Here is a 21278-nt window from a genome sequence, read left to right as displayed (position 1 = left end):
GCACCAATCCGCTGACTTTGGTCAGAATGCGGCCGTCAAGAACAGTCCGGATGCGCCTTCTCCACACCATGCTGCGGGTCGGCGACCTGGAGCGCTCGATCGCGTTCTACACCGACATTCTTGGGATGCGGCTGTTGCGCCGGAAGGACTATCCCGGGGGGCGTTTCACCCTGGCTTTTGTGGGCTACGGAGACGAGAGCGACCACACCGTGCTGGAGCTCACCCACAACTGGGACACCAGCAGCTACGACATCGGTAGCGGCTATGGCCACATCGCCCTGGGTGTGGACGACATCGTTGGCGTCTGCGACCAGATCCGCGCCAAGGGGGGAAAGGTGGTGCGCGAACCGGGCCCGATGAAGAACGGCACCACCGTCATTGCCTTCGTCGAGGACCCCGACGGCTACAAGGTTGAACTGATTGAGATGAGCTCTCGCGCCCATGCGGCCTGATTCCTACGCCGCTGGCCCCGCCAGCCTCACCACGGTTCCTGATCGTTTCAGCGATGCCGGCTGGGACCTCCTGCTGGCCAGCCAGGAGCAGGCCAGCCGCTGGCGCCACGGCGAGATGAACGTGGAGCACCTGCTGCAGGTGCTGCTGAATGACGAGCGCTACGCCGCCTGGGTGGATCCCCTGCCCCTCGATGCCTCGCGTCTGCTGGATCAGCTGGATGACTTCTGCGCGGATCAGCCCACCAGCAGTGCCAGGGACCTGTTCGTCGGCGAGGACCTGGAACTGCTTCTGGAGGAGGCCGATCGCCAGCGGGGCCAGTGGGGCTCTCGCTTCATCGATGTCCCCCATCTGTTGGCGGCCCTGTTGGATGACCGCCGCATTGCCGGCGCCCTCCTGCAACAGCAGGGGTTGACCCAGGAGGACCTGCGTCGCTCCGTTCCCAGGCCTGCGCCCGCAGCCAGCAGCCCCCCGCCGCAAGCGGTCGTTGAGCCGCCTGCTCCGGCGCGTCCAGCGCCCAGTAGGACAGTCGTCGAGCCCGCCCCCACTGATGAGAACGGCCTGAAGCTTGAGCAGGAGCCCACGGCCCTCGAGCAGTTCGGACGGGATCTCACCGCCGCCGCCCGGGCGGGTGACTTGGATCCAGTCATTGGTCGCGACACAGAAATCCGGCGTCTGATGCAGGTGCTGTCGCGCCGCGGCAAGAACAACCCGGTCTTGATCGGCGAGCCGGGCGTGGGCAAGACCGCCATCGCTGAGCTGCTGGCCCAGCGGATCGTCGCCGGCGAAGTGCCGGATGCCCTTAAGGGCCAGCGGCTGGTCTCCCTGGACCTGGGCGCCCTGATCGCTGGCGCCAAGTTCCGCGGCCAATTCGAGGAGCGCCTGCGCAGCGTGCTCAAGGAGGTGCGGGACGCCGAAGGCGCTGAGGCGGGCGGCGTGATCCTGTTCATCGACGAGCTCCACAACGTGGTGGGCCCGGAGCGCTCCAACAGCGACGCCGGCAGCATCCTCAAGCCGGCCTTGGCCCGGGGCGACTTGCGTTGCATCGGTGCTACCACCCCGGAGGAGTACAGCCGCACCGTTGAGAAGGATCCCGCCCTGAACCGGCGCTTCCAGCAGGTCCTGATCAAGGAGCCCAGCCTTGAGGAGAGCACCCTGATCCTGCGGGGCCTGAAGGAGCGCTACGAGTTGCACCACGGGGTGGCCATCACCGATGGCGCTGTCGTGGCCTCGGCTCGGCTTGCCGATCGCTACATCTCCGATCGCTGCCTGCCGGATTCAGCCATCGACCTGATCGATGAGGCCGCTGCCCAGCTGCGGATGGAGGTCACCTCCAAGCCGCGTCTGGTGGAGGAGGCCGAGAGCGATCTACGCCGCGTTGAGTTGGCCCTGCTTTCGGCGGAGAGCGCCCCAGAGGCCGAACGGGTGGCGCTGCAGCAGCAGCGCCGGCAGGTCAGCGAGACCCTGCAGGGCCTGCAGGAGCGCTGGTCCGCCGAGCGGGAGCAGCTGGCGGAGCTGCGCCAGCTCCTGGCCGATGACGAGGCCCTGCGCCTGCAGATCGCCGAGGCCGAACGCGATGGTGACCTCGAAGAGGCCGCCCGGCTCCAGTACGACCAGCTCCACGGCGTTCAGCAGCGCCGTCATGAGTTGGAGGAGCAACTCCAGGCCAGTCAGCAGAGCGGGCAGTCCCTGCTGCGGGAACAGGTGGAAGAGGGGGACATCGCTGATGTGGTGGCCCGCTGGACCGGGATTCCCGTTCAGCGCCTGCTGGCGGGTGAGCGCCAGAAGCTGCTGGAGCTTGAGCAGCGCCTGGCCCAGCGGGTGATCGGACAAGGGGAGCCCGTCGGTGCCGTGGCCGCGGCGATTCGCCGCGCCCGTGCGGGCATGAAGGATCCGCGCCGTCCCGTGGGCTCGTTCCTCTTCCTCGGTCCCACCGGTGTGGGCAAGACCGAACTGGCCAAGGCCCTGGCGGCGTCCCTCTTCGATGAGGAAGAGGCCTTGGTGCGCCTGGACATGAGCGAGTTCATGGAGCGCAATGCCGTGGCCCGCTTGCTCGGGGCTCCTCCGGGTTATGTCGGCTACGAGGAGGGCGGTCAGCTCACCGAAGCCGTCCGCCGGCGTCCCTATGCCGTGTTGCTCCTCGATGAGGTGGAGAAGGCCCACCCCGATGTCTTCAACGTCCTGCTGCAGGTCCTTGATGACGGACGTCTGACTGATTCCCAGGGCCGCACGGTCGACTTCCGCCACACCGTGGTGGTGATGACCAGCAACCTGGCCAGTCGAGCGATCTTGGATGCCGCCCGCGGCCAGGCCGACGCCTCGGCGCTCGAGGAGCAGGTGGAGCGAGCCCTGGCCAGCCAGTTCCGGCCGGAATTCCTCAACCGCATCGATGAGGTGATCCGCTTCCAGCCCTTGGGACCGGCCGACCTGCAACGGATCGTGCGCCTGCAGGTGCTCGAGTTGGCGCAATTGCTCCAAGAGCAGGGACTGGCGCTTCAGGTGGACGAGCCGGTCGTGGCCTGGCTGGCGGAGCAGGGCTACGAGCCGGAATACGGAGCGCGGCCCCTGCGCCGGTTGCTGCGGCGCCAGATCGAGAACCCCTTGGCCACCGAGTTGCTCGAGGAGCGCTTCCTGGGTGCGGCGGCCGTTCAGGTCAGCCTGGGCGAAGGCGAGCAGGCCCTCTGCTTCAAACCCATCTCAGGCCCTGAATAGGACATCCGTTAGTCTGTTTGTTTGTCGGCGCGTGGGCTCAACACGCCGCGCGGCCCGCTGAAGGATCAGCAGGCTTCATGCTCTGCCCATGAGGCTTGGCCCCGATTTCCCCTGTGGAATCTTCATTCGTGGAATCCCAGACCGAACCACAAGTCAAGTCCGACGAGGCCGCCGCCACCGAACCGGTGAAGACCGGCTTCGTGGCAGACACCGTCGCTGAATTGCGCAAGGTGGTCTGGCCGAGCCGTCAGCAGCTGTTTGGTGAATCAGTCGCGGTGATCTTGATGGTCACCATTTCGGCTTTTGCGATCGCTGCCGTCGATCGCTTCTACAGCTGGGGAAGCTCCCAGGTGTTCCGCTGACCCACTGAATCTTTCGCCCTCTCCTCCCTTTGCCCGTGTCCGACGTCGACTTGACCACTGAAGAATTCGCCGCGGCGGATCTGGCTACCGACGCCGAACCCGCAGCTCCCGCCGCTGACTCGGAAGGCCGGGCTCTGATTGCCCGCTGGTACGCCGTTCAGGTGGCCTCCAGCTGCGAGAAAAAAGTCAAGGCCACCCTCGAGCAGCGTGCCGTCACCCTCGGCGTGGACAAGCGCATCCTCGAGATCGAGATCCCCCAGACCCCCGCGGTCAAACTCAAGAAGGACGGCAGCCGCACCAGTACCGAAGAGAAGGTCTTCCCCGGCTACGTCTTGGTTCGGATGGTCCTCGATGAGGACACGATGATGGCGGTGCGGAGCACCCCAAACGTGATCAACTTCGTGGGTGCGGAAGATCGCCGTGCCACCGGCAAGGTCCGCGGTCACATCAAGCCTCGCCCCCTGAGCCGTCAGGAGGTGGATCGCATCTTCAAGCGGGCTGCCGAGAAGAAGCCTGTGGTGAAGGTCGATCTGACCGAGGGCGATCAAATCTTGGTGACCGCTGGTCCCTTCAAAGACTTCCAAGGCGAAGTCATCGAGGTGTCGGGCGATCGCAACAAGCTCAAGGCTCTGCTCTCGATCTTTGGCCGGGAAACCCCGGTGGAACTCGAGTTCTCCCAGATCAGCAAACAAAGCTGATTCCCGTGCGGCCGTCTCCCTGCGGAGGGCGGCCTAAGGCGGTGCTTCGGTTTTCGGAGTCCGCCGCACACGCTGCCCTAGGGTCGCGGATCCGCAGATTGCTCAAGACGCCAGGACGATGGCAAAAAAAGTTGTAGCTGTGATCAAGCTGGCGCTCGACGCCGGCAAAGCAAACCCCGCGCCGCCGGTGGGCCCTGCCCTCGGTCAGCACGGCGTCAACATCATGGCGTTCTGCAAGGAGTACAACGCTCGGACGCAGGACAAAGCCGGATACGTGATTCCGGTGGAGATCTCGGTCTTTGAAGACCGCAGCTTCACCTTCATCACCAAGACCCCTCCCGCTTCCGTGCTGATCGTGAAGGCAGCCGGAATCGCCAAAGGTGCCGCCACCTCTTCCAAGGGTTCTGTCGGGGCCATCAGCCGCGCACAGCTCGAAGAGATCGCCAAGACCAAGCTGCCTGACCTCAACTGCACCAGCGTTGAGTCGGCCATGCGCATCATCGAAGGCACCGCCCGCAACATGGGCGTGGCTGTGAAGGACTGAGTCTCGGGTTTATCCCGGCTCATCCATTCCTTTCTGTTCTTTAGCGGGGGAGAGCTCCTGAGCTCGTCTGCACCCCATTCCTGACATGCCCAAACTCTCCAAGCGCTATTCCGCCGCCGTCGGCAAGGTTGAAGAACGCGTCTACGCCCCGCAAGAGGCTGTCGATCTGGTGAAGGCCAACGCCACCGCCAAGTTCGATGAGACCGTCGAAGCCCACGCTCGCCTCGGCATCGACCCCAAGTACACCGACCAGCAGCTGCGCACCACCGTGGCCCTGCCCCACGGCACCGGTCAGAGCATTCGCATCGCTGTGATCGCTCGCGGTGAAAAGGTCGCTGAGGCCAAGGCCGCTGGTGCTGATCTGGCTGGTGACGACGATCTCGTCGAAACCATCTCCAAGGGTGAGATGGAGTTCGATCTGCTGATCGCGACCCCGGACATGATGCCCAAGGTCGCCAAACTCGGTCGTGTCCTCGGCCCCCGTGGTCTGATGCCGAACCCCAAGGCCGGCACCGTCACCACCGACCTGGCCTCGGCCATCAGCGAGTTCAAGGCCGGCAAACTGGAGTTCCGCGCTGACCGCACCGGCATCGTCCACGTGCGTTTCGGCAAGGCCAGCTTTGACGTTGCCCAGTTGCTGGACAACCTGAAGGCGCTGCAGGAGACCATCGACCGCAACAAGCCCAGCGGTGCGAAGGGTCGCTACTGGAAGAGCCTGTACATCACTTCCACCATGGGTCCTTCCGTGGAAGTGGATGTGTCTGCACTGCAGGACATCAAGCAAGAGGGCTGATCGTCCCCGTCCCTCTGCGCAAAGCCCCCGCCGGAGCGGGGGCTTTGTTGTATGTTCTTTCTCTGGCTAACGCCAGAAGGGTTACGCGCCCTACCCAAGACAGCAGGTCGAATTCCTGTTCTGCTCGCAGAACCTGAGTCCTTAAACCCTGCCGAGGTGTCCGCGACAGTTTTTCTCACCAGGGCTCCCTCGGGAGTTCGGGTTGGGTGAAGCGAGCCGCAGCCCTCGAGTACCGCCCGGTACTGGGGTTGCGTTCCCGGCTTGTTCCCCTGATCCGATCCTTAACCATGGGCCGCACTCTGGAGAACAAGCAACAGATCGTCGAAGAGCTGAAGCAGCTCCTTGGCGAGGCCGAAATGGCGCTGGTCCTTGACTACAAGGGTCTGTCCATCAAGGAAATGTCTGATCTGCGGACTCGTCTGCAGGCCAGCAACGGTGTCTGCAAGGTGACCAAAAACACCTTGATGCGCCGTGCCATTGATGGCAATAGCGCTTGGTCGGAACTCGATTCCCTCCTCACCGGCACCAACGCCTTCGTGCTCGTCAAGGGCGACGTGGGTGGTGCTGTGAAGGCCGTTCAGACCTTCCAGAAGGAGACCAAGAAATCGGAGACGAAAGGAGGCCTTTTCGAAGGCAAGCTCCTCTCCCAATCCGAAATCAAGGCCATCGGGGATCTGCCCTCCAAGGAGGTGCTCATGGCGCAGATCGCAGGTGCGATCAACGCCGTGGCCACCAAGGTGGCTGTGGGCATCAACGAAGTTCCTTCCGGTCTTGCTCGGGCGCTCAAGCAGCACGCCGATGGCGAGGGCAAGGCCGACTGAGGCCTGCTCTGCTGAGCTCTCCGATCCGACTGTTTACACAGATCTGTTGCTGATTCCCAACCATGTCTGCTACTACCGACCAAATCCTCGAGCAGCTGAAGTCCCTCTCCCTGCTGGAAGCCTCTGAGCTTGTCAAGCAGATCGAAGAGGCCTTCGGTGTGTCCGCCGCCGCTTCCGCTGGCGTCGTGATGGCTGCCCCCGCCGCTGGCGGTGCTGCTGAAGCTGCTGAAGAGAAGACCGAGTTCGACGTCCACCTCGAGGGCTTCGACGCGGCTGCCAAGATCAAGGTCCTGAAGGCCGTCCGCGAGGCCACCGGCCTGGGTCTGGGCGAAGCCAAGGCTCTTGTCGAAGGCGCTCCCTGCAACGTCAAGGAAGGCGTGGCCAAGGCTGATGCCGAAGCCATGAAGAAGGCCATCGAAGAGGCCGGCGGCAAGGTCTCCCTCAAGTGATCCCGCCGTGGGCTGCTTCGGCAGTCCACTCCTTCAACGAAGCCGGCCCTTTCGGGGGCCGGCTTTTTTGTGTGTAGCGGCGGCTGAGCAATAAAAAAGCCCCGCCGAAGGCAGGGCTTTGAGCCGGAACGCTTCTGGGAGTCTGTCCTCGTTTCGACCCCGGAAGTGGTGTTCCGCACTCCTCACACACCAAAAACCTTACCGCCAGAGAAAAAGACCAGGCCGCCGGTTCGGGCCGCTGTCTCAACTGTCCCTGATCAGAATCGTGGCGTCTGGCCGGCGTAGGGGATCACCTGGAGGGCGATGGGGCCGTTGCTGCTGCTACTAAGGGCCACCGCTGCTGGACGGTCCTGGCGCCGTTCCGCCTGGGCGATCAAGCCATCGAGGGGTTTGGGGTTGGCGAAATAGACATGGCTCAAGCTGCGCTCGCCGTACATCCGCCGTTCGAGCTGCCAGCCCGGCTCCAGCTTGAGGGCGACAAATCCACTGCGGTCCCGCAGGGGGATCGCCCCACGCCCCACGACGAGTTCGGTCGGGTGGCTGCCGGACATCGCCAGCAGCACCAGGGTGTTCCCTTGACTCTCGAGCCTCAGGCGATAACGGGGTGAGACGTCGTCCTCGCCGACCCGGAGGGAATAGCCATTGCTGTCGAGGTAGCGGCTGCAGATCCCGCTGAAGTTGAAGCGGTTGAGGGCCGGATCAATCAGGCCGTCCCGGCGTTCTTCCCAGCACTTCGGTTGGGGTTTGAGCTGTTCGAGCACCAGCAGCTTCCAGTCCTGGTTGCCCACCGGTTGCCCCAGCACGGCCAGGCGCTCCTGCTCGAGCGGCTGGCTTTGGAACACCCCTGCGGCGGCTTGGCTGCCCACCAGGCCTGCGCTCAGCAGAGCGAGGCCGGCCCACGGGAGGTAGCTTCGCTGCATGGGATGTCTCCTGGGCTCCTGACGAGAGCTGTGTTGTACCGGATGTTGGGGGACAAGCCCAGTGGTCAGTGATACGCCCAAGGTGGTTGCCGCCGCCTGCGACGGGGCTTGTAGCGGAAATCCCGGCCCTGGCGGCTGGGGAGCGTTGCTGCGTTTTGACGATGGCAGCGTTCAGGAATTCGGTGGGGCGGAGGCCAACACCACCAACAACCGCATGGAGCTGACGGCGGCGCTGACCCTGCTGGAGCGCTTGGCGGTTCTGCCGCGTCACCCGGACCTGAGCATCCGCACGGACTCCAAGTACCTGATCGACGGCTTCAGCAAGTGGATCAACGGTTGGAAGCGCAAGGGCTGGCGCACGGCCTCCGGGAGCCCTGTTCTCAATCGCGACCTCTGGGAGGCCCTCGACGGCGCGCGGATCCAGGGCTTGCCCCTGACCTACGTGAAGGGCCACAGCGGTGATCCCGACAACGACCGCTGCGATGTCATCGCCGTGGCCTTTTCCAAGGGCAACCCGATCCAGCTGGCGGCCGGGGAGGTGGTGGAGGCGGCCCCGGCCCTTGATCTGGCCCCTCCGGCCCTGCAGCAGCTGCTGACCCGCTTGGAGTTGGCGGATCGGTTGGCCGAGGGCGACTACGGGTTGAGCCTGATGGAGCTGGCGCAGTTGGTCGAGAAGCCCCTCAAGACCCTGGAGGGACGCGATGGTCCCTGGCGCTGGCGCGATTGGCAGGTCCTTCCCCTGGACGAGGGGCGCTGGCGTCTTCGCCGTGACGCGTCAGGATCAGGGGAGCCCCAAGGCGAGGAGCGAGGAGATGGCTGAGGTCGGCACGGGATCGCTCTACCAGCGTTTTGTGGGTCCCCTGCTCAGCCGTGATGACGGTGCCGATGCTGAGCAGCTGAGCCAACTCACACTGCAGGCCCTGGGGCAGGCCTCCCTGCGCCGCAACTGGCCGCTGGTGAGCAGTTCCCTGGCGGGCCTCGGAGCAGAGCTGCAGCGCAAGGACCTGCGGTTGGAGCAAACCCTCTTTGGCTGCCGCTTCCTCAATCCCGTCGGTCTGGCCGCCGGCTTTGACAAGAACGCCGTCGCTGCGGGCATCTGGCATCTGTTTGGTTTTGGCTTTGCCGAACTGGGCACGATCACCTGGCATGCCCAGCCTGGTAACCCCCGGCCCCGGCTGTTCCGTTTGGCCGAGGAGCGGGCCGCCTTGAACCGCATGGGGTTCAACAACCAAGGGGCCGAGGCGGCGCGCCGCACCCTGGAGCGCCAGGCCCTGCCTGCGGCTGGGCAGCGACCGGCGGTCTTGGGGATCAATTTGGGCAAGTCCAAGGTCACCCCCCTGGATCTCGCCCCGGACGACTACGCCTCGTCCTTGGAGTTGCTGGCTCCCCTGGCGGACTACGCCGTGATCAATGTCAGCTCCCCCAACACTCCGGGGTTACGGGAACTCCAGGACGAAGTCCAGCTGCGTCGCCTGGTGGAGCGGCTGCGGCGTCTGCCGGCCTGCCCCCCGTTGCTGGTGAAGATCGCCCCGGACCTGGAGGACGACGCCATCGATTCGATTGCCCGCTTGGCCTACGAGGAGGGCCTGGCTGGGGTGATTGCCGTGAACACCAGCCTGGATCGCCTGGGCCTGGAGGGCAGGCGCCTGGCCCAAACCGGCAAGACCTTGGCGGAGGAGGCCGGGGGACTGAGTGGTGCACCCCTGCGCCAGCGGGCCCTGGAGGTGATGCGCCGGCTGCGGGTCACCGCTGGCCCAAGCCTGCCCTTGATCGGGGTGGGTGGCATCGACTCCGCCGCGTCCGCCTGGGAGCGCATCACCGCCGGTGCGTCCCTGGTGCAGCTCTACACCGGCTGGATCTACGGCGGGCCTGGCCTGGTTCCGGAGATTCTCGAGGGCTTAAGCCAGCAGCTTGATCGCCACGGTTTCCGCAACATCAGCGAAGCCGTCGGCTCTGGGGTGCCCTGGGGCTAAGGCTGGGAATGCTCGGAGGTGAGTTCATTCACCTCGACTCGTGCTCTCGCTGTATGAAGAGCGCCTCGGCCCCTTGCAAGCCTGGCTGTTTCCGCAGCGGGTCTACCTCGAGCTGCAGGATCAAGCGATCACGGCCATGGTCCTGAGCGGCCGGGGCCTGAGCTGGGTCGATCAGTTGTCACTGCCGCCGGGGCTCTGCTCGGGCGGACGTCCCGTGTCTGGTTCGGCCCTGGCGGATCTGTTGGGGGATTGGTTGGTGCAGTGCGGCTACCCCGGGGCCAGGATCTGGGCTGTGCTGCCGGGCAGCGCCTGCGAACTACGCCTACTGCAGGGCAGCGCTCCTGAGCGAATGGCCATGCCCAAGGAGCTGGAGGCCCTGCGTTTGCCTTGGCCCCCGGAGACCGCGGTGGATCTGCTGAGCTGCCCTCTGCCCTCCTCCCCGGGCAGCCGTGTCTCGGTGGCGGTGGAGTCGGCCTTGCTGGAGGACTGGATCGAGGTCTTTGCCGATGCGGGCCTCGGTCTCGATGCCCTCGAGGCTGCTCCGGTCTGTGCGCTGCGCTGCGTCGAGGGCCAGAAGGGTTGGTTGTTGGGACTGGAGCCAGAGCAGAGCTGGTTGCTGCGCCTGGAGCGGGGGGCTCCGATCTGGCAGTGGCGCCTGCCGCCGTTGGAGGAGCTGGAGGCTTTGCAAAGCGAGCTCAACCAATGCCTGAGCTATTGGCAATCCCAGGCTCCTCAGCCGCGCTCGATGGATGTCGTGGTCTCAGCGGCCCTGCCGGCTTCGGCGCTGGAGACCCTGCAGAGTTGTCTTCCGCTGGAGCTCAATGGCCTGGATCCCTTGCGGAGCGACCCAGCGCAGTGGTCTCTGGGTCTGCTCTGGGGGCTGGCCGCGGTGGAGTTGGAACGATGAGCCCTCGTCTTGGCCCCCTCGATTTACTGCAGGAGCGCCGGCGTGCCAGCGGCATTGCTGAGCAAGGTGGGTCCATGCTTCCGGCCCGCCCGCTGTTGCTCAAGGGCTCGGCCATTGGCGGTGGCGTCCTTGCCTTGATGCTGCTCTTGCTGGTGGCGCTGGGGTGGCGCCAGCAGCAGGTGAACGCCGCCCTGGCGAACCTCGCCGGCATCAAGCTGCAGGTCCAGACCCTAGAGACGCGGGTCGGACGGGTGCGGCGGGCCAAGGCTCAGCTGCAGCGCAGCAGCGAGGGCTTGGCCAAGGCTCTGGTGGGGGTGTCTTCCGGCTCGGCCTTGCTGGCTCAGTTGTCCGCGGTCACCCCGGCCGGTGTGCAGCTGACGGAGGTGCGCTCCCAGAAGAGCGGCTTACTGCTCAAAGGGGTCGCCGTTGATCCCCAGGCGTTCCGCCGGGTCAATGGGCTGAGTCTGCTGCTGTCCCAATCGCCTCTGTTTGAGGCCGAGTCGGTTCAGGTGGTGAAGCTCCAGCGCGATGGCGCTAGCGGGGGACCGGTGGACTGGGAGCTCTCCGCTCGCTTCGCGGCCCTGGCTCCGGATCAACAGTTGGCGGTGCTGCAGGCCCTGCAGGCCGACGGTTTGGTGCAGCGTCTGCGTTTGCTGCAGTCCAAGGGGGTGCTGCCATGAGCCTCCAACTGCGGCGAGAGCAGGTGTTGCTCGGTGCACCGGTCCTTCTGGGGGTGCTGCTGGCTGCAGCGCTGGGGGGCCTGGTGGCCTGGCCCCGTTGGCAGCGCTTGCAGGCGGATCAGCAGGAGCTGCTGGTGCTGGAGGAGCAACAGCAGCGCTTGCCCTTGCTGCGCCGTCAGCTCGAGAGCTTGGAGCAGCAGCGGGAGCAAGCTGACCGCAGGAATGCCCAGATCCTGGGGTTGATCGCGGGCAGCGGCGAGCTGCAGACGTTCTTGGCCCAGCTCAGTGAACAGGCGGCCCAGACCGGGGTGCTGCTGGATGGCTATGAACCGGTTCAGGCCGTCGCACCGCCCACCAGCAAAAAAAGCAACAAGACCGCGGCTGAGACCCCGCCGGCGGATCCGTTGTTGGCCCCTGGTTTGAAGAAGACCTCGGTGTTGCTGCGCGCCCGCGGCAGTGGCCCGCAGCTGTTGGATTTTCTGCGGCGTCTGGAGCGCCTGAGCCTCCTGGTGGTCCAGAGCGATCTCTCGCTTAAAAGTGGCAACAGCAGCAAAGACAAGGATGGCCGGGTGGTGCTGGAGCCCACCGAATTGCGGCTGAATCTGGGCCTCTATGCGAGAGATCACAGCCCAAGTCAGAAGCCTGGAAAGCCCGGCTGAGCATCGATACCATCCGCCCAACTGGCAAAGGGCAGCGTGGGTTGGCGGCGCACTGGGATCTCAGCCCTGATGGCTGCTGCCGCGATGACGGCTCCAGCGCTGGCGCTGCCGCAGTCCAGCGCGTCTGCTCCCGCGCCGTCCGTCGCGCCGTCCGGCGGGGCGCTGCTGCTGCAGTTGCGCCGTGGCGCCAACAGCGTGGACGTGGTGGTCGAGGGCACCGGTGCGGCTCCGCTGCTGCGGCAACGTCAAACCGCGGCCGGTTGGCAGGGGCAACTGCAGCTGAGTCAATCCGCCTCCCTGAAGGTCGGCCCGCAAACGCTGACCCTGCCGGAGGCCGGCCTGAAGCGCGTGAGCATCCGGGGGAGCGGGCGCGAGTTTGAGCTGGAGGTGGTGCCGATGCCGGGGGCGCCGGCCTCCAAGCCGGTGGTCAGCGCCGATGGCCGCAACCTGATCCTGAGTTTCAGCGCCCCCAGCGAGTTGGTCTCGAAGACCGGCACCTTCAACCTCAATCAGCCCGGCTCGGTGCCCCAGCCGCGCTATGCCCCGCCCCTGCAACCCAGGGCGGTGGCGCCGCCCCTGGGCGACATGGCCGTGGGAACGATGGTGCTGCGCAACCGCAGCTACCTCAACCTCAGCGGCCCGCCGGTGACGATGACCCTGCGCAACGCACCGGCCAAAGACGCCCTGATGGCCCTCAGTCAGATGGGTGGCTACGGCTTCGTCTACGTCGACGATGAGGAGCGACCGGGTGCTCAGGCCAGCGCGGGCCCGACGGTTTCGCTGTCTTTCCGCGGTGAGGCCTACAGCAAGGCCTTGAACTCGGTACTGCTGGCCTCGGGTTTGCAGGGGCGGATGGAAGGGAATCTGTTGCTGGCGGGTCCCTCGGTCATGGGCAAGACCTTCGGCACCCAGATGTCCAAGGTCTATCGCCTCAACCAGGCCTCAGCTGAGTCGGCCGCCAAGTACTTGGCCAGCCTGGGGGCGCGCATCACCCAGGTCACCACGATCACCAATGCGGTGACCTCGGGGCAGCCCGTGGCGAACCAGGTGGCTGGCGGTGAGCAAACCCAGCAAACCAAGAAGGAGGAGATCACCACCACGGAGACCTATGGCGCCTCCACCGGTCCCCTGCGTGGCTTGATTGGGACGACCGATTCACGCCTGCGCACCATCACCTTGGTGGGTGATTCCCAGTTGGTCTCGGTCGCTGAGAACTACCTCCGGCAGATCGATCTGCGCCAGCGGCAGGTGGCGTTGTCGGTGAAGATCCTGGATGTCACCTTGAACAATGACACCAGCCTTTCGAACTCCTTTGCCTTCCGCTCCGGCAGCAACTTCGTTGTCAGTGATCGGGGTGAATTCTTGGGTGCCTTTGGTGGCTTACTGCCGCCGCAAGGGGATCAATTCAGCACGATTGCGGGTGGTGCTGCGAGCGCGAAGTCTGAAACGGTGACCGCTACTGGCCAGCAGGCAACAGTCGCGACCAGCGAGATTCCTGCTAACAGCCCTGCCCCAATTAATCCAGGCTTTGCTTATCCCTCTGGCAGTGCCAACAACTACAACTACTTCGATTTCGTCCGAGGTCTGATTGAGTCGAATACGACCAAGGTTCTGGCTTCGCCGACCCTGATCATTAACGAGAATTCCGAGCCGATCGCTTCCGGTGCGGCGGTCACCGTTGGCGGTTCGGGCACCGCTGCACTCAACACGGCTTCCATTGGTCGTCCCTTTGCCAACGAGTCCTTTGTGACGGTGGGGGCCCAGGAGATTGTTAGTTACACCGTGCAGGCCGGGCAAAACGGTGCCCCGAATAGCTGTCAGCCGGAGTTTGGGACGGCTGGTTTGACCTTTGGCGCGCGGGTCTCCCGCATTGATGACAACGGCTTTGTCACCTTCTCGATGTCACCGGAGATCTCGGCGGTGATTGCGACGGACGTGCGCATTGAAGGCTGCGGCACCGTGAACACCTTGACGACCCGTCGCTTGGATACGGGGGAAGTACGCGTGCGCGATGGCCAGACCTTGATCCTGACGGGTGTGATTTCTGATTACGACCAGGCCGTGGTGCGCAAGTGGCCCGTGCTCGGTGACATTCCCTTTGTCGGTCAATTCTTCCGGGATTCGATCAACAGGCGTGAGAAGCGCGAGCTGGTGATCTTGGTTTCGCCGCGCATCATCCGCGACGACAACGGCGGCAACTTTGGCTACGGCTACCAAGCCGCGACGCCAGAAGCCCGTCAGTTGGTCTCGCCCTACTAAATCGAGCCCGGCAGGGCGGCCTTGGCGGCGATCGGCGCCACCATCTTGAAGGCGGCCATCAGTCCCCCCAGCAGGGCGCTGCCCATTCCATTGCCTCCCTTCGCCTTCTTGCTGGGCTTGAGCAGGGTGTTTGCTGCCTCCTCCAGTGACTGGGCCTGCTGGAGCGCCCCCAGCTCGCTGTAGAGCCGGCCGGCATAGCGCAGGTCCTGGGCGGCCAGGTTGAACTGGCCCTGCTCGGCGCGACTGACCCCCCGGGCCATCCAGCTCACAGCGGCGTTGGGGAGCCGTTCAATCGCCTGGCTGAAGAACTGCTCGGCCTCTGGAAAGCGGCCGGCTTCCGCAGCTTGAACGCCGGCGTTGTGGAGGGCGGCATAGCTGTGGACTGCGGCGCCGACCCCGCGGGCCCCTTGCCAATGGCTGCCCTCGAGGGCGCCGGGGTCCAGTCGTGCACCGGAGAGGTCGCTGTTGCGTAGATCGGTCCCCTCCAGCACTGAGCCCCGTAGATCCGCTCCCCGCAGGGATGCGCCGGCCAGGCTGGTGAAGCGCAGGTTGCTCTCCCTCAGGTCGGCTCCATCCAGGCGCGCTCCGCTGAGGTTGGCCCGCTCCAACTGGGCCCCTTGCAGCTGTGCGTCCCGCAGATCGGCATGGACCAGGTCGGCGTCCTGCAGCATGCAGCGCTCGCAGGAGCGTTGATCCAGGGTGCGAATCACCGCTTGGTCATCGGCCGCCTGTGCGGCTCCGCTCCCCAGTACCAAAGCCAAGCCGGCCAGATGGAGAGGCAGGCGAGCCATGGGCTGGTGCGGCCGAACTGGCGCTGTTCTAACGGTCATCTCTCCCCCCGTCGATCAGGCTGGGGGGATGGAAGCCCACGGCGGCAACTTGGAGGCGACGGCGCGGCGCTTGGGCTGCCGGCCGGATCAGATCCTGGATGCGAGCGCATCCCTGGCGCCCTTCGCCCTGCCGCGGGCGGCCCGGCGGGTCCTGCGTCAGGTGGATCTGCGGGCCTATCCCGACCGCAGCCACTGGCGGCTGCGCCATCAGATCGCGCGGCTGCATGACTTGGATCCGGAGCTGGTGCTCCCGGGCAATGGCGCGGCCGAACTGTTCACCTGGGCCGCCCGTGATGCGGCCAGCGGCGGTCTGTCGCTGTTGCCCCAGCCCGGCTTCGCTGACTACGCGCGCGCTCTTCAGTGCTGGGGCGGCCAGCAGCGGCCCATGGCCCTTCCCCTGGAGTGGGACGCCGCATTCCCGCAACCGTTTCAAGCCGACGGCCCTGCGGAGGTGCTCTGGATCACCAACCCCCATAACCCCACCGGCCAGCTCTGGAGCCGCGCGTCCTTGAGGCCGCTGCTGGCGCGTCACAGCCTGGTGATCTGCGATGAGGCCTTCCTGCCGTTGGTGCCAGGCGGGGAGCAACAGTCCTTGATTCCGCTGGTGGCGGAGCACCCCAACCTGATCGTCATTCGCAGCCTGACCAAGCTGTACGGAATTGCTGGGGTTCGGCTCGGCTATGCCGTGGCCCAGCCCGAGCGGCTGCAGCGTTGGGCCGGCTGGCGGGATCCCTGGCCCATCAATGCCTGGGCTGGAGCGCTGGCCGATGCCCTGCTCCGCGATCCCCGCGATTACCAGCGTTGGTGCTCTCGCGTGCAGGCCTGGGTGGCGCAGGAGGGGCAATGGTTGCAGCAGCGCCTGCGGGCGTTGCCTGGCATTCGTCCGTACCCGTCAGCGGTCAATTACCTGTTGCTGCGCGCTGAACAGGGTTCTCTGCAGCCGCTTCGGGAGGCGTTGGAGCGGCGACATCGCATCCTGGTGCGCGATTGCCGATCCTTCGCCGGGCTTGGCGAGTCCTGGTTGCGGATCGGCTACCAGCACCGCTCCGGCAACAGGCGTCTGCTGCGAGCCCTAGGCGCTGAGCTCCTTCAGTAGTCCTGCTATCAGTGCTTCGGCATCGCGCACGGCCAACTCCTCCATGCCGCGGCGCAACTGCAGCAGTGGGTCGATCACCGGATCGCAGCCCCGCAGCCTGGGACCGAGCAGGCGCCAGAGGGTGCGCTCCAGGGCGGGATGCTCGGGGGGGTGCTGCCAGACGATCACTGCAGCACCGACGGCCGCGGCGGCACCGGCGTTGGCGTCCTGGTGCTTGTCCGCTGCTTGGGGGTAGGGGACCAGGATCGTTGGACTCCCGCAGACCGCCAATTCGCTCAGGCTGCCGGCACCCGCACGGCTGATCACCAGATCGGCGTGTTGCAGCAAGCCGGCCACCTCGTCGCTGAAGGGTCGCTCGGCGTAGCGGGGGTGTTGCAGTTGACCGCTCTCGGGGTCGTTGTTGCCGCTGAGGTGAACCACCCGGCAGCCCAGGTTCAGTAGTCGGGGCAGCAGGGGCCGGACCATGCGGTTGAGCCCCACGGCACCCTGGCTGCCGCCCATGACCAGCAGCAGGGGGCCCGCTCCCGCCGGGACCCAATTCGGGAGTGGTGCCGCCTGCAGAAACTCCCGGCGTACCGGGGTGCCCGTCACCCGCGGGCGGCAGCCCTGCAGGCGCTCTGCCGCCTGGGGTAGTCCGACGGCGACCTGGCTGCAGAGCCGCCCGAAGAGACGCGTGACTTTTCCTGGGACGCCATTGGATTCATGCAGCACCACCGGCACCCCGCACCAGCGGGCCGCCAGGATCGCCGGTGCAGCGATGTAGCCGCCGGTGCTGAAGACCAGGCGGATGCGTTCCCGGCGGATCAAGCGCCGCACCGTGACGGTGGCGCCAAGCAGGCGCAGCAGGTTGGTGAGCTTGCGCAGTCCCCGGCCCTGAAGGCCGCCGGCATCGACGGTGTGCAGCCGGTAGTCCTGGGGAACCAGCTCGGTCTCCAGCCGGTCGGGAACCCCGAGCCACTGGATCTCCCAGTCCGGGGGCAGGGCCTGGGCCACGGCGAGGGCTGGGAAGAGATGCCCGCCGGTGCCGCTGGCAGCGATCAACAGGCGTGACATGGGCATCGCTGATGAGCGCGCCTAACTTAAGGGCACCTCCCCGTTGAGCTCCCGTGCAGTTGCGCTCCTTCCTGGCTGCCGCCCTCGCTCTGACGGGTTTGGCCATAGGGGCTCCCCTTCGGGCGGCGCCCAGCCTGCAGGCCCTGCAGGAGGCCCTGAACAATGGCTCCTCTTCGGAGATCTCGGCCCTGCTCGAGGCGGGGAATGGTCTGGATCCCGCGCTGGTGTTGCAGCGCCGCGACTTCTTGCGCGCTCAGTTCCCCGATGCCAGTTGGCAGGTGAGCCCCGGGGTCTCCCTCAAGGACGGACGGGCCACCACCCTCGTCACCGTTGCCGGTAGCCGTAAGCAGGGGCCCTACAAATTCCGCTTTGAAGCCACCCAGAAGTTGGTGCTGGGATCCAGCGGCGATCGCTTCAACAGCCAGGACGTGATCGAATCCAATTCGATCCTGCGCAGCGGTGACCCCAACCTCAAGGTCAGCCTGTTGATTCCCGATGCCGTGCTGACGGGGCAGCGCTACGACCTCGATGTGATCTTTGACGACCCCCTTAACGGTGCGGTGGTTGCCGGGGCGATCAAGCCCGTCACGGTCAGCGAGTTGCTGCGGTTGCAGGCTCCCGACCTGCAGCTTGAGGCCCTCGGTGGCGGCGGCATGTTCAAGACCGTGCAGGCCCCTTTCCAGCCGGGCAGTCAGACCTGGGCGGTGCTGTTGGTTCACCCCAAGGGGATCGTGGCGGCGTCCAAGCAGGTCCGGGTGGTCGCCAAGCGCTCCGAGCTCACCCTTTAAACCAACGGGCCAGCGCGGAGACATCCAGCTCACCGCAGCCCTGCTCGATCAGCTCGTCCTCTAGGGCGGCCACCCGTTCGCAGATCGGCAGCTCCAGCCGGGCCTCGGCTGCGGCACCCAGGGCGATGCCGAGGTCCTTGCGGTGCAAGGCCAACTTGAACCCCAACGGATAGGAGTCGTTGATCATCTGTTGGCTCCTGTTCTCCAGGGCCCAGGAGCCAGCGGCGCCACCCTTCAGGGCCTCCACCAGTGCGTCTTGCGGTAGCCCCAGGCGATCGGCGAGGGCCAGGGCTTCAGCGACGGCGGCATAGCTGCCGGCCACCAACACCTGATTGACCGCCTTGGCCTGCTGCCCTGCTCCCACGGGGCCGAAGTGATGCAGGCTGCCGCCAATGACCTCCAGCAGCGGCCGAGCCCGCTCGAGCTGGTCCAGCTCAGCCCCGATTAACACCCGTAGGGTTCCGGCTTCGGCTCCTTCGGTGCCGCCGGTCACCGGAGCATCGATGTAGTCCACCCCCTGCGTCGCGAGCTCGCCGGCGAGGCGTTGGCTGGTGCCTGGGCTGATGGTGGAGCAGTCGATCACCAGCGCCCCAGGCTGCAGGTGGCCCTTCGCTAGGGCCAGCACCTCGTCGACCGCCTGGTCATCGCTCAAGCAGAGCAGCAGCAACGGCGACGCGGCCGCCGCTTCAGCCACCGTCATCGCCCGCTGGGCACCCGCCGCCTCCAGGGATTGTGCGGGAGCGGCAGTGCGGTTGAAGACCGTCAGGCTCCATCCGGCCCGCAGCAGGTTGCGGGCCATGGGGGCACCCAGGGCTCCAAGGCCCAGACAGCTCACATCAGTTGGCATGGGCTGGTTTGGAGAGGGTGTTGAGTTCGCCGCGATCCAGGCTGCCATCGCCGTTCTGGTCGATGGTCTGGAAGTGCTTGCGCAGCCAGGGGTAGCCCTGGGCTTCCTGTTGGTCGATGCGGCCATCGCCGTTCTGGTCGGCCTTGCGCAGGACCCGCTCCGCGCGCGGGGGCGGCACCTTGTTGCTGGGCTTGAGATCCGCGGGGGTCAGGTAGCCGCGGCGGTTCTGGTCGAGGCGGTCGAAATGACGCTGGAGGTAGGGCTGCCCTTGAACCTCCTGGCGCTCGAGTCGTCGGTTGCCGTCCCGGTCCAATTGCTCGAAGAGCTGTTGCAGGCGCCGTTCATAGGCCTTGAGTTCCTGCGGCGTCTGAGCCTGCAAGCCCAGGGGGAAGGCCAAGAGCAGGCCGGCGCCAGCGGCAAGCAGGAAACAGGAGCGGTGGCGCCTCATGGCATCAGGCTATGGAGCCCTGCTCGCTGCAATCGGCCTGGCCGCTCGGCAAGGTGTGACCAGATCTGTCTAGCGCGATTTCCGCAGCTTGATCTCCATACAGTCAGGACAGATGTTGCGTCTGCAACCCCATGGCCGTGCCTGCACGGAGCACTCCCCAACGCATCTGGGTGGTGGATGACGATGCGGAGCAGCGGCGCTTGGTCGGCACCTATCTGACCGATCAGGGCTACGACGTGCGCTGCCTCAGTAGCGGTGAGCAACTGATGGTCCGGCTGGAGAGCCAGCGGCCCGATTTGGTGGTGCTCGACGTCATGCTTCCTGGGGAGGACGGTCTGACCCTGCTGCGCCGACTGCGGGATGGCGGCGATGACCTGCCGGTGGTGATGCTGACGGCCAAAGGGGATGGCATTGATCGGATCATTGGCCTGGAGCAGGGGGCCGACGACTATCTCGGCAAACCCTTCCTGCCTCGGGAGTTAACGGCGCGCATTGAGGCGGTCCTGCGGCGCCGGGTGGCCCTGCCCGCGGGGACCCCCTTGGCGGAGGGACAGCTGGTGGAGTTCGGCGAGAACCGGCTCGATTTGGCGAATCGCAGCTTGGAGCGCAACGCCCAACCGGTCGTGATCACCAGCGGTGAGTTCAGCTTGCTAACGGCCTTCGTCCAGCACCCCCATCGCCCCCTCTCCCGAGAACGCCTGATCGAGTTGGCCCGGGGTCCGGAATCGGAGACCGACAGCCGCAGCATGGATGTCCAGGTCTCCCGGGTCCGCAAGCTGGTGGAGCCTGATCCCACGCGGCCCCGCTACCTGCAGACGGTCTGGGGTTACGGCTACGTCTTTGTGCCCGATGGCCAAGCACGCACCCGTTAAGTACGTCCTGGCGGGCGCGGGCATCTCCGCCCTGGCTCTGGTGGTTCTGCAATCGCTGCTGGCCCAGCGCTTGGAGCGGGCGCAGATTGCCCAGATGGGTCCCGAGGTGGCCTTCAACCTGAAGCTCGGGGAGTTGGCACTCGATCGCCTGCCGCCCGAGGCTCTGGCCCGTCTGAGTGGATTGCCGTTGCGGGTCGGCCCCTTCCCTCCTGTCAGTGGCGATGGACGTTTGCAGCGGCAGGCGCGGCTGCTGCAGCAGGAGCTCTGCCAGCGGGTGCGGCCCTGTCCGCCGGTGCTACCGGCCCAAAGTCTGGCGCCCGGCCTGTGGGTCGAGTTGCTGTCGCCCCTGGAGCCGATCTGGTTGTTCACCCCCGTGGGGCCGGCTCAGCGCTGGCCCCCTGATCCCCTGTTGCTGGGGCTGTCCTTGTTGACCGGGAGCATCTCTGCCTCGTTTCTGTTCCTCTGGCGCGAGGTGCAAACCCCCCTGCAGCAACTGGAGCAGGCCCTGGGCTCCGTGGGGCGTTCCGGCCAGCAGCCCGCTCTGCCGGAGCGGGGGGCTCGGGTGGTCCGCTCGTTGACGGGCCGCTTTAACGCCATGGTCGAGCGCCTGGCCAGCAATGACCGTGAGCGCACAACGATGCTCGCGGGCATCGCCCATGACCTGAAAAGCCCCCTGACCCGTCTGCGCCTGCGTTTGGCGGACCAGCGGCCAGCGGAGGCGGACCTGGATGCGCTCGAGCGCATCACCAGTCAGTTCCTGTTGTTTGCCGGAGGCGGGGATGCGGAGCAGCCCGTGCAGTTGCCCCTGGATCAGTGGTTGGCGGAGTTGACCGCTCCCCTCGAGGCGGACCAGGTGCAGCTGGATCTCACCCCGATGGAGGCGCGGGTGCAGCCGGTGGCCCTGGGGCGAGCAGTGGGGAATTTGATCGAGAACGCCCTGAGCCATGGACAGGCCCCGCTGCGGTTGGTCCTGCGTCCGGAGGCGGCGGATGGTTTTCGCATTGAGGTCTGGGATCAAGGCGATGGCATTCCTGCCGAGCAGTGGGCTCAAGCCTTGATGCCGTTTCAGCGCTTGGACCGGGCCCGGGGCGGCAGCGGCCACTGCGGTCTGGGGCTC

At 66.0% G+C, this 21278-nt stretch carries 23 protein-coding genes; 18 read left to right on the top strand and 5 right to left on the bottom strand.

Annotated features, from left to right (window positions below):
* Positions 1-50: 50 nt before the first annotated feature.
* The 8 genes from gloA (at position 51) to rplL (ending at position 6829) form a co-directional block, all read left to right on the top strand.
* Positions 51-452, top strand: a complete 402-nt coding sequence (gene gloA, locus CB0205_RS0101550; RefSeq protein ID WP_010313533.1) for a lactoylglutathione lyase — start codon at positions 51-53, stop codon at positions 450-452.
* A complete protein-coding gene (locus CB0205_RS0101545; protein WP_010313532.1) occupies positions 442-3162 on the top strand; it encodes an ATP-dependent Clp protease ATP-binding subunit in 2721 nt (906 codons plus the stop codon). Before gloA ends, CB0205_RS0101545 begins: the two co-directional genes overlap by 11 nt.
* A 128-nt stretch (positions 3163-3290) precedes the next feature.
* Positions 3291-3524, top strand: coding sequence for a preprotein translocase subunit SecE (gene secE / locus CB0205_RS16235; protein WP_232197212.1), 234 nt, complete (start codon positions 3291-3293; stop codon positions 3522-3524).
* A gap of 80 nt (positions 3525-3604) precedes the next feature.
* Positions 3605-4222: a transcription termination/antitermination protein NusG gene (nusG, locus tag CB0205_RS0101535; protein ID WP_050778406.1), complete on the top strand. Its 618-nt coding sequence runs from the start codon at positions 3605-3607 to the stop codon at positions 4220-4222.
* 118 nt (positions 4223-4340) lie between these two features.
* Complete coding sequence (gene rplK, locus CB0205_RS0101530; RefSeq protein WP_010313529.1) at positions 4341-4766, top strand: 50S ribosomal protein L11; 426 nt, start codon at positions 4341-4343, stop codon at positions 4764-4766.
* Positions 4767-4851: 85 nt separating this feature from the next.
* Positions 4852-5559: a 50S ribosomal protein L1 gene (rplA, locus tag CB0205_RS0101525; protein WP_010313527.1), complete on the top strand. Its 708-nt coding sequence runs from the start codon at positions 4852-4854 to the stop codon at positions 5557-5559.
* A gap of 287 nt (positions 5560-5846) precedes the next feature.
* Positions 5847-6380: a 50S ribosomal protein L10 gene (gene rplJ / locus CB0205_RS0101520; RefSeq protein WP_010313525.1), complete on the top strand. Its 534-nt coding sequence runs from the start codon at positions 5847-5849 to the stop codon at positions 6378-6380.
* A gap of 62 nt (positions 6381-6442) precedes the next feature.
* Entirely contained in the window at positions 6443-6829 is a 387-nt protein-coding gene (rplL, locus tag CB0205_RS0101515; protein ID WP_010313523.1) for a 50S ribosomal protein L7/L12, read from the top strand.
* 257 nt (positions 6830-7086) lie between these two features.
* On the opposite strand, the gene CB0205_RS0101510 is transcribed toward rplL, so the two are convergent.
* On the bottom strand, positions 7087-7749 hold the full coding sequence (locus CB0205_RS0101510; RefSeq protein WP_010313520.1) for a DUF3747 domain-containing protein: 663 nt from the start codon (positions 7747-7749) through the stop codon (positions 7087-7089).
* Between the two features lie 82 nt (positions 7750-7831).
* Here CB0205_RS0101510 and CB0205_RS0101505 point away from each other — a divergent pair, with 82 nt between their 5' ends.
* From CB0205_RS0101505 to CB0205_RS0101480, 6 genes are all read left to right on the top strand, one after another.
* On the top strand, positions 7832-8569 hold the full coding sequence (locus CB0205_RS0101505; protein WP_029626026.1) for a ribonuclease H: 738 nt from the start codon (positions 7832-7834) through the stop codon (positions 8567-8569).
* Positions 8562-9722, top strand: a complete 1161-nt coding sequence (locus CB0205_RS0101500; RefSeq protein WP_010313516.1) for a quinone-dependent dihydroorotate dehydrogenase — start codon at positions 8562-8564, stop codon at positions 9720-9722. Before CB0205_RS0101505 ends, CB0205_RS0101500 begins: the two co-directional genes overlap by 8 nt.
* 40 nt (positions 9723-9762) lie before the next feature.
* Positions 9763-10629, top strand: coding sequence for a hypothetical protein (locus CB0205_RS0101495; protein ID WP_010313514.1), 867 nt, complete (start codon positions 9763-9765; stop codon positions 10627-10629).
* Entirely contained in the window at positions 10626-11309 is a 684-nt protein-coding gene (locus CB0205_RS0101490) for a PilN domain-containing protein (RefSeq protein ID WP_010313512.1), read from the top strand. Before CB0205_RS0101495 ends, CB0205_RS0101490 begins: the two co-directional genes overlap by 4 nt.
* Positions 11306-11968, top strand: a complete 663-nt coding sequence (locus tag CB0205_RS0101485; RefSeq protein WP_010313510.1) for a hypothetical protein — start codon at positions 11306-11308, stop codon at positions 11966-11968. Before CB0205_RS0101490 ends, CB0205_RS0101485 begins: the two co-directional genes overlap by 4 nt.
* 69 nt (positions 11969-12037) lie before the next feature.
* Entirely contained in the window at positions 12038-14227 is a 2190-nt protein-coding gene (locus tag CB0205_RS0101480; RefSeq protein WP_010313508.1) for a type II secretion pathway protein GspD, read from the top strand.
* Here the strand turns inward: CB0205_RS0101480 and CB0205_RS0101475 are convergent.
* Positions 14224-15018 carry a pentapeptide repeat-containing protein gene (locus CB0205_RS0101475; RefSeq protein WP_010313506.1) on the bottom strand — a complete coding sequence of 265 codons (795 nt, stop codon included), beginning with the start codon at positions 15016-15018 and terminating at the stop codon, positions 14224-14226. The two genes, CB0205_RS0101480 and CB0205_RS0101475, sit on opposite strands and share 4 nt — an antisense overlap.
* Positions 15019-15085: 67 nt before the next feature.
* Here CB0205_RS0101475 and CB0205_RS0101470 point away from each other — a divergent pair, with 67 nt between their 5' ends.
* Positions 15086-16153 (top strand): histidinol-phosphate transaminase, encoded by a 1068-nt coding sequence (locus tag CB0205_RS0101470; protein WP_010313505.1) that lies wholly within the window; start codon positions 15086-15088, stop codon positions 16151-16153.
* Here CB0205_RS0101470 and CB0205_RS0101465 read toward each other — a convergent pair.
* Entirely contained in the window at positions 16130-17206 is a 1077-nt protein-coding gene (locus CB0205_RS0101465) for a glycosyltransferase (protein WP_010313503.1), read from the bottom strand. The genes CB0205_RS0101470 and CB0205_RS0101465 overlap by 24 nt on opposite strands.
* Before the next feature lie 53 nt (positions 17207-17259).
* Between CB0205_RS0101465 and CB0205_RS0101460 the strand changes: the two genes are divergently transcribed.
* A complete protein-coding gene (locus tag CB0205_RS0101460; protein ID WP_010313501.1) occupies positions 17260-17994 on the top strand; it encodes a hypothetical protein in 735 nt (244 codons plus the stop codon).
* Here the strand turns inward: CB0205_RS0101460 and CB0205_RS0101455 are convergent.
* Entirely contained in the window at positions 17984-18841 is an 858-nt protein-coding gene (locus CB0205_RS0101455; RefSeq protein WP_010313499.1) for an NAD(P)-dependent oxidoreductase, read from the bottom strand. The genes CB0205_RS0101460 and CB0205_RS0101455 overlap by 11 nt on opposite strands.
* Entirely contained in the window at positions 18831-19289 is a 459-nt protein-coding gene (locus CB0205_RS0101450) for an EF-hand domain-containing protein (RefSeq protein ID WP_010313497.1), read from the bottom strand. Before CB0205_RS0101450 ends, CB0205_RS0101455 begins: the two co-directional genes overlap by 11 nt.
* 131 nt (positions 19290-19420) lie before the next feature.
* Between CB0205_RS0101450 and CB0205_RS0101445 the strand changes: the two genes are divergently transcribed.
* Positions 19421-20161, top strand: coding sequence for a response regulator (locus CB0205_RS0101445; RefSeq protein ID WP_010313494.1), 741 nt, complete (start codon positions 19421-19423; stop codon positions 20159-20161).
* A partial coding sequence (locus CB0205_RS14095) for an ATP-binding protein (protein ID WP_010313492.1) occupies positions 20139-21278 on the top strand: 1140 nt, incomplete at its 3' end. The genes CB0205_RS0101445 and CB0205_RS14095, both read left to right, overlap by 23 nt.

The sequence above is a fragment of the Synechococcus sp. CB0205 genome (assembly GCF_000179255.1).
GTDB lineage: Bacteria > Cyanobacteriota > Cyanobacteriia > PCC-6307 > Cyanobiaceae > Vulcanococcus.
This window is presented reverse-complemented; position numbering and strand designations above follow the sequence as displayed.